Genomic DNA, 5,611 nt, shown 5'->3' on the forward strand with positions numbered 1-5,611 from the left:
TGTCGAAGCGCGCCCTCATCGACGGCGTCTGGGACGACGACTTCGACGGTGACCCGAACATCGTCGAGGTCTATGTCGGGCACCTGCGCCGCAAGCTCGACAAGCCGTTCGGCCGCGAGGCGATCGAGACCATCCGCGGTGCGGGCTATCGGCTGGCGGCGAACGGTGGCTAGCCGCGGCTGGCGCCCAGTGCGCGGTTGGCGATCGGTGCGCGGCAGGACGACGCTCGGGGCGACTGTCGTCGTCGCGGTTGCGTTGTTCGTCGGCGCCTTCTCGTTCTATGGCGTCCTCAGCGCCAGCATCCATGGGGGCACGGAGCGCGCGGCGGAGCAGCGCCTCGACGAGCTCGCCGAACGTCTCGACGGCCCCGGCGGAGACTTGGTCAACGCGGTCGACGACGAGATCGTGCAGCTCATCGGACCAGACGGATCCGTCCGTGCCGCCAGCGAGAATGCCCGCGAAGCGCTGGGATCGAACACGCTCCCCGTCTCCGACGACGCGCAGACGCTCATCGTCGACGAGGAGCAGATGCTTGTCGTCTCGGAAGATCTCGACGGTGACCAGACTCTCGTGCTCGCCGTCTCGATGGACGACGACGCGGACACCCTGGCGACGGTCTCGACCCTGCTGGCCATCGCCGTCCCGCTGCTCCTGCTCCTCGTCGCGGTGACCACCTGGCTCGTCGTCGGCCGCGCGCTCCGCCCGGTCGAGCGCATCCGCGAGCACGTCGACGGCATCACCGCTGAGCGCCTCCACCAACGCGTGCCGGTGCCGGAGACGGCCGACGAGATCGCCGCGCTCGCGACCACCATGAACGGCATGCTCGATCGGCTCGATGCCGCCGCCACGGCGCAGCGGCGGTTCGTGTCAGACGCGTCGCACGAACTGCGCTCCCCGCTCGCGAGCATCCGCCAGCATGCGGAGCTCGCACAGGCCCACCCCGACGTGACGAGCATCGGCGAGCTCGCCGAGGTCGTGTCGGAGGAGGGGCTGCGTCTGCAGGGCATCGTCGAGTCGCTGCTGCTGCTCGCCCGACTCGACGAGGGCGCGAGCACGCACGACGAGGCGGTGGACCTCGACGACATCGCGCTCGGCGAGGTGCGGCGGTTGCGTGCGGCAGGGCTCGAGGTCGACGGCTCCGGCATCCGCGCCGCTCGGGTGCACGGCGACCCGCGCCTGCTGGGTCAGCTGGTGCGGAACCTCGCCGACAACGCCGGACGACACAGCCGTGGCCGAGTCGCGATCGGCGTGACGCCATCGGATCGGTACGTGTCCGTCACGGTCGAGGACGACGGCTCCGGCGTCCCAGCCGAGGAGCGGGAGCGGATCTTCGAACGCTTCGTCCGGCTCGATGAGGCGCGCAGCCGTGACGCCGGGGGCAGCGGACTCGGGCTCGCGATCGCACGGGGCATCGCAGCATCCGCCCACGGCACCCTTGTGGTCGACGACTCCCGCTGGGGCGGCGCCCGCTTCGTGCTCACGCTGCCTCTTGGCGCCTGATCGGCCGGATCGTCGGTTCCTGAAGAAGACTTCAGGATGCTTCAGGGAGGCTTCAGCGCCCCTGCGAGACGATCATGACATGGACGACAAGACACCCACTCCCGACCAGACCCCCGACCACACGCCTCACCACACCCCGGAATCCATGCCCGACGCTCCGACGGTTCCTGTGACGCCGACGTCCGGCGAGGCGCCGCATCCGGCGGCCCCCGCAGCGACTCCTGCGCCCGCTCCCGCAGAGTCGAAGCCCGGACGCAAGCGGGCGCTCCTCATCGGCGGCGGCATCGCGGCGGCGGTAGTGCTCGCCGGCGGCGGCATCGCGATCGGCGCGGCGATCGGAGACGAGTTCGGCGATGACGACAGTTCATCGATATCGGACGGCCCCCGCCACGACGACGCATCCGAGGATGACGCATCCCGCGACGACGGCGACCAAGACGACAGCGAAGACAGCACTGACGAGGGGGGCGCGTCCTCGGACGGCAGCGGCTCTGACACCGGCATCGGAACGGCATCGGCCGACGATCTGATCGAGATCGCGGATGCCGCGCGCGGCGCAGCCGAGGGCGACGTCACGTCGATCGACGCGAAACGCGACGGCACCTGGGAGGTGCAGTTGACGAACGCCGCCGGCGACGAGACCGAGGTGCGCGTCGACGAGGGGCTCGCCGCATCGGTCATCTCGACCGACACAGCCGACGACGACGACACCGGCGCCAGCCTGAGCTTGGACGACGAGACGATCCGCGCGCTGGTCACGGCCTCACTCGCCGAAGCCGACGGGATGATCACCGACCTCGACGCCGACAGCGACGACGTGAGCCCGTACGACGCCTCGGTCCTCACATCAGACAACCGCTCGATCGACATCGACTTCAGCGCGGACTTCGCCGTCATCGGCACCGACATCGACGACTGAGCGGGTCGCGTCCAGTCTGTCGGGCGCACCAGAGACCACCCGAGAAACGGGGTGGCGCATGAAGCGGCCGAGGCCATGTCAGACGCCGTGCCGGACGGCACGATCATCGAGTTGAACCTGGACGACGAGGCCGGCCCTACCGTCTGGGAGGGCGATGTGATCGAAGGTTCCGGAGCAAAGCATGAAGTACAGATCGACGCTGCCGACGGTAGCGTGCGCAGAGACGACACCGGTCACTGAGGTTTCAAACACGCGCTCGCATGGGCGGTGTCGACTCCCACCAGCCACGTGGTGATTCCCGTTAGAAAACGGGTCCTGTCTTCTCGATGTGGTACTTGACCATATCCCCGCCATGGAAATCGATACTTAGGTGCGGAGGGTTCGCGATCTTCCTCCAGGAAGCCAGTGATTCCTCGTTCTCCCACAGTTCATAGTTGTTGACCCGGGTGTCATTGACGGGATCTGCACTGATGGCAAGGTCCAAGCACCCCGGCGCCTGGCGCGCTCGTTCGACTAAGTCGAGGTGACCCGCGACAAACAGGTCGCGGTCGGACGGGGCGAGGATGAGATATCCGGCGATGATGAGCATTAATGTGCTTCTTTCTTGGGGACGAGGAGGTCGCGGTAGAACCTGGTGATCACTGTGGCCATTTCGCGCGGGGCCCGCTGGTTTGCGGAATGGCCTTGTCTGGGAAGCAGTACCCGTTCGGAGTACCGGATGGTCTGCATGAGAACATCCAGGCGCTCCCCCAAATGTGCCGGACTGCGACCGCCGCCGATCAGTAGGACCGGCAACTCAATGCCCGCGTAGGCCCCGAGCCGTGTTCCAAGATCCCGCATTGCGACGTTGTCGGCGATTTGGCCCGGAGCGAGGCGTTTCAGTTTCGAGCTGAGGCCGACGAAAACGCGGATCATTCGAGACTGGCCGGAAGGCAAACCCACTATGTCTCGAGTGAAGATCTGGATCGCTTTGCCCGGCTTGTTCTCCGCGATTGCCTGAACCGCATGGTCGAGTGACTCGCCGCCGATCGGTTGCCCGATGTCAACCGGCGGCTCATAAACGACGCCTCCGACGAACAGGTCAGGGCGAGCAGCCAGAGCTTCCAGGGATACGACACCACCCGAAGAATGTCCGACGATCAAAACGCGTCGTTGCAGCGCGCCACAGATCGCAGCAATATCCGCGACCTCATCGGCGATCGACACGCGTCGACGGATGTCGTCGCGGTACTGTCGCCGAACGATGTTGGTCACAGTGAACTCCCGAGCGAGGATGTCCGTCACCTTCCGCCACGCCGTGCCATCATCAAGCCCCGGATGCACGATCAGTATCGCCGGGCCCGACCCCTCCTCCATTGCGATCGCGGTCGTCCCGTCTGCTGATAGCGTCGAAATCATGACATCTCCTTATCGATGCTAAGTACCGGCGACACTACGCTTATCGGCGATAAGGTGTCAAGATGGATGCAGTAAGACGCCCGGCACTGAGTCAGAAATCGATCGTCGCGACGGCGCTCGATCTCGTGGACACGGTTGGCCTAGACGAACTCACCACGCGGCGGTTGGCGATCGAGCTCGAGGTCAAGTCACCCGCACTTTATTGGCATTTTGCCAACAAGCAAGCCCTTCTCGACGGAATGGGGGATGCCATAATTCTCAGCGCTGGCATGGGCGCTCCTCAACGCGGCGAGGACTGGCGGAGGTGGATCCTCCGACGAGCTCGCGCTTACCGCGCGGAGATGCTGAGCCACCGGGACGGGGCACGCATCGTTGCGGCCGTTCGCACTGCAAGCCCAGAGACCGTTCGGCTCTTCGGCGACGAGGTCGCCGCGCTGGTTGATTTCGGATTCGACCCTGTGCTCGCCCTGAGCACCATCGCCATCGTCACGCATTACGTCACCGGATTCGCCTTGAAAGAGCAGACAGCTGTCGAAACACAACGCGATGAACCAACCGGCGTTGTGAGTCCGATGGCGACCCTCGGTGGGCAGGCACTCGGCACGTTATTGGAGGCTATGAAGATCGGAGGGGATCCCCTGGGTGAAGACGTTTTCGAGCATGGGTTGCGAATGATCATCTCAGGAACCGAACGCGAGCTTGCCGCAACCGACGAAGACTAACCTCAACGCCGTAAGCGCAACCATCAAACGAAGCCATGCTGTCGGGTAACCAGAGTATCCCCACCGTCGGCAGCTACTGATGGCACTCGGGTCTTCCTCGGGGATCGACGGAGCTACGGGACCCTCGCGACGGCGTAGAGAATCCAGTGTGCGCCGCTCATCTCGCCGTCCAAGTCGCTGCGACGGGTGAGGCCGAGCTTCTCGGCTACGCGCGCAGAGCCGACGTTTTCAGGTCGCATCCTCGCCACGATCAGGTCTTCGGCCAGAGGTGGGGCTGTGCGTGCAATATCTAAAGCGTGCCGGCCGAGGTCGCCAGCAAGACCCTTCCCCCAGTACTCGGGGAGGAGACGCCAGTAGAGGTTGATCACGGGTATGTCGCGCCAGCGGTCACGCCGAGCGCCGCAGATCCCGGCAAGTCGGTCGCCTTCGAAAGCCAATTCGTAGCCGAAGGCGTGATCCTTCCAGTGCTGCAACCAACCTTCGAGCATCTCCTCGCTCGCCCGGACGTCGAGTGAGGCCCCGAACGGATTGTTCACGTTCGTCATCGGATCGCTGTGCAATTCATGCACCAAAGCCGCATCTCCGCGCGAGATAGCACGGAACCAGATCGATCGAACCAGTCCATCTTGCAATTATCGACCTCTTCTCACGACCCCGATCCGACGCACTCGAGACCACGTCATTCTCCCACTCAGCCCGCCTTGCTTCCACGCTACCGGTGGTGCGGCCAGGTCACCTCGACGCCGCAACACCCGCGGAGGGGGTGGCAAAGACGCTCCCCAAGCTTTGGCCGTCCGTAAGCTGGTCGGTCATCGCACTTCTGGTCTCCTGATCGAAGCGTTGTGCGGACTGCATCATCCTGATGCCCGGATAGCCAGCCAGCACATTCCGCAGAGCGACACACACGTTCAATTCGACAACTGTCGTGAGACAGACGCGACCTGAGCGCACCTCAATTCCCGCGAGATTCTGCGGTCCCCGCGTCTCAGTTCACGACAACTCCGATGAGATCGGACACGGCTGCCGCGCGCACATCCGAGTCGCGGCCGGAGGCATCGACCACCAGGCGCCC

Annotated in this window: 8 protein-coding genes; 5 read left to right on the forward strand and 3 right to left on the reverse strand. The window is 65.0% G+C overall.

Going from position 1 to position 5,611, the window contains the following annotated elements:
* The 4 genes from ACTIAO_RS16885 to ACTIAO_RS16900 all read left to right on the forward strand — a co-directional run.
* Positions 1 to 173: winged helix-turn-helix domain-containing protein (locus tag ACTIAO_RS16885; RefSeq protein WP_441907271.1), on the forward strand; the 173-nt coding region annotated here is incomplete at its 5' end.
* Between the two features lie 34 nt (positions 174 to 207).
* Positions 208 to 1,500, forward strand: a complete 1,293-nt coding sequence (locus ACTIAO_RS16890) for a sensor histidine kinase (RefSeq protein ID WP_441907264.1) — start codon at positions 208 to 210, stop codon at positions 1,498 to 1,500.
* Between the two features lie 79 nt (positions 1,501 to 1,579).
* Complete coding sequence (locus ACTIAO_RS16895) at positions 1,580 to 2,419, forward strand: hypothetical protein (protein ID WP_441907265.1); 840 nt, start codon at positions 1,580 to 1,582, stop codon at positions 2,417 to 2,419.
* Positions 2,420 to 2,470: 51 nt separating this feature from the next.
* Positions 2,471 to 2,659 (forward strand): PepSY domain-containing protein, encoded by a 189-nt coding sequence (locus ACTIAO_RS16900; protein ID WP_441907266.1) that lies wholly within the window; start codon positions 2,471 to 2,473, stop codon positions 2,657 to 2,659.
* Positions 2,660 to 2,720: 61 nt separating this feature from the next.
* On the opposite strand, the gene ACTIAO_RS16905 is transcribed toward ACTIAO_RS16900, so the two are convergent.
* Together ACTIAO_RS16905 and ACTIAO_RS16910 are read right to left on the reverse strand one after the other, a co-directional pair.
* Positions 2,721 to 3,008 (reverse strand): putative quinol monooxygenase, encoded by a 288-nt coding sequence (locus tag ACTIAO_RS16905; RefSeq protein WP_441907267.1) that lies wholly within the window; start codon positions 3,006 to 3,008, stop codon positions 2,721 to 2,723.
* Complete coding sequence (locus ACTIAO_RS16910; RefSeq protein ID WP_441907268.1) at positions 3,008 to 3,817, reverse strand: alpha/beta fold hydrolase; 810 nt, start codon at positions 3,815 to 3,817, stop codon at positions 3,008 to 3,010. Before ACTIAO_RS16910 ends, ACTIAO_RS16905 begins: the two co-directional genes overlap by 1 nt.
* Before the next feature lie 62 nt (positions 3,818 to 3,879).
* Between ACTIAO_RS16910 and ACTIAO_RS16915 the strand changes: the two genes are divergently transcribed.
* Entirely contained in the window at positions 3,880 to 4,539 is a 660-nt protein-coding gene (locus ACTIAO_RS16915) for a TetR/AcrR family transcriptional regulator C-terminal domain-containing protein (protein ID WP_441907269.1), read from the forward strand.
* A 113-nt stretch (positions 4,540 to 4,652) separates the two neighbouring features.
* Here ACTIAO_RS16915 and ACTIAO_RS16920 read toward each other — a convergent pair whose 3' ends face one another.
* Positions 4,653 to 5,171: a GNAT family N-acetyltransferase gene (locus tag ACTIAO_RS16920; protein ID WP_441907270.1), complete on the reverse strand. Its 519-nt coding sequence runs from the start codon at positions 5,169 to 5,171 to the stop codon at positions 4,653 to 4,655.
* Between the last annotated feature and the right edge of the window lie 440 nt (positions 5,172 to 5,611).

It is taken from the genome of Microbacterium sp. (assembly GCF_052099035.1).
GTDB lineage: Bacteria > Actinomycetota > Actinomycetes > Actinomycetales > Microbacteriaceae > Microbacterium.

Coding starts and splice junctions, on each gene's coding strand:
- ACTIAO_RS16910 (WP_441907268.1), bottom strand. CDS start 3,817: ATGATTTCGACGCTATCAGCAGACGGGACGACCGCGATCGCAATGGAG.
- ACTIAO_RS16895 (WP_441907265.1), top strand. CDS start 1,580: ATGGACGACAAGACACCCACTCCCGACCAGACCCCCGACCACACGCCT.
- ACTIAO_RS16915 (WP_441907269.1), top strand. CDS start 3,880: ATGGATGCAGTAAGACGCCCGGCACTGAGTCAGAAATCGATCGTCGCG.
- ACTIAO_RS16905 (WP_441907267.1), bottom strand. CDS start 3,008: ATGCTCATCATCGCCGGATATCTCATCCTCGCCCCGTCCGACCGCGAC.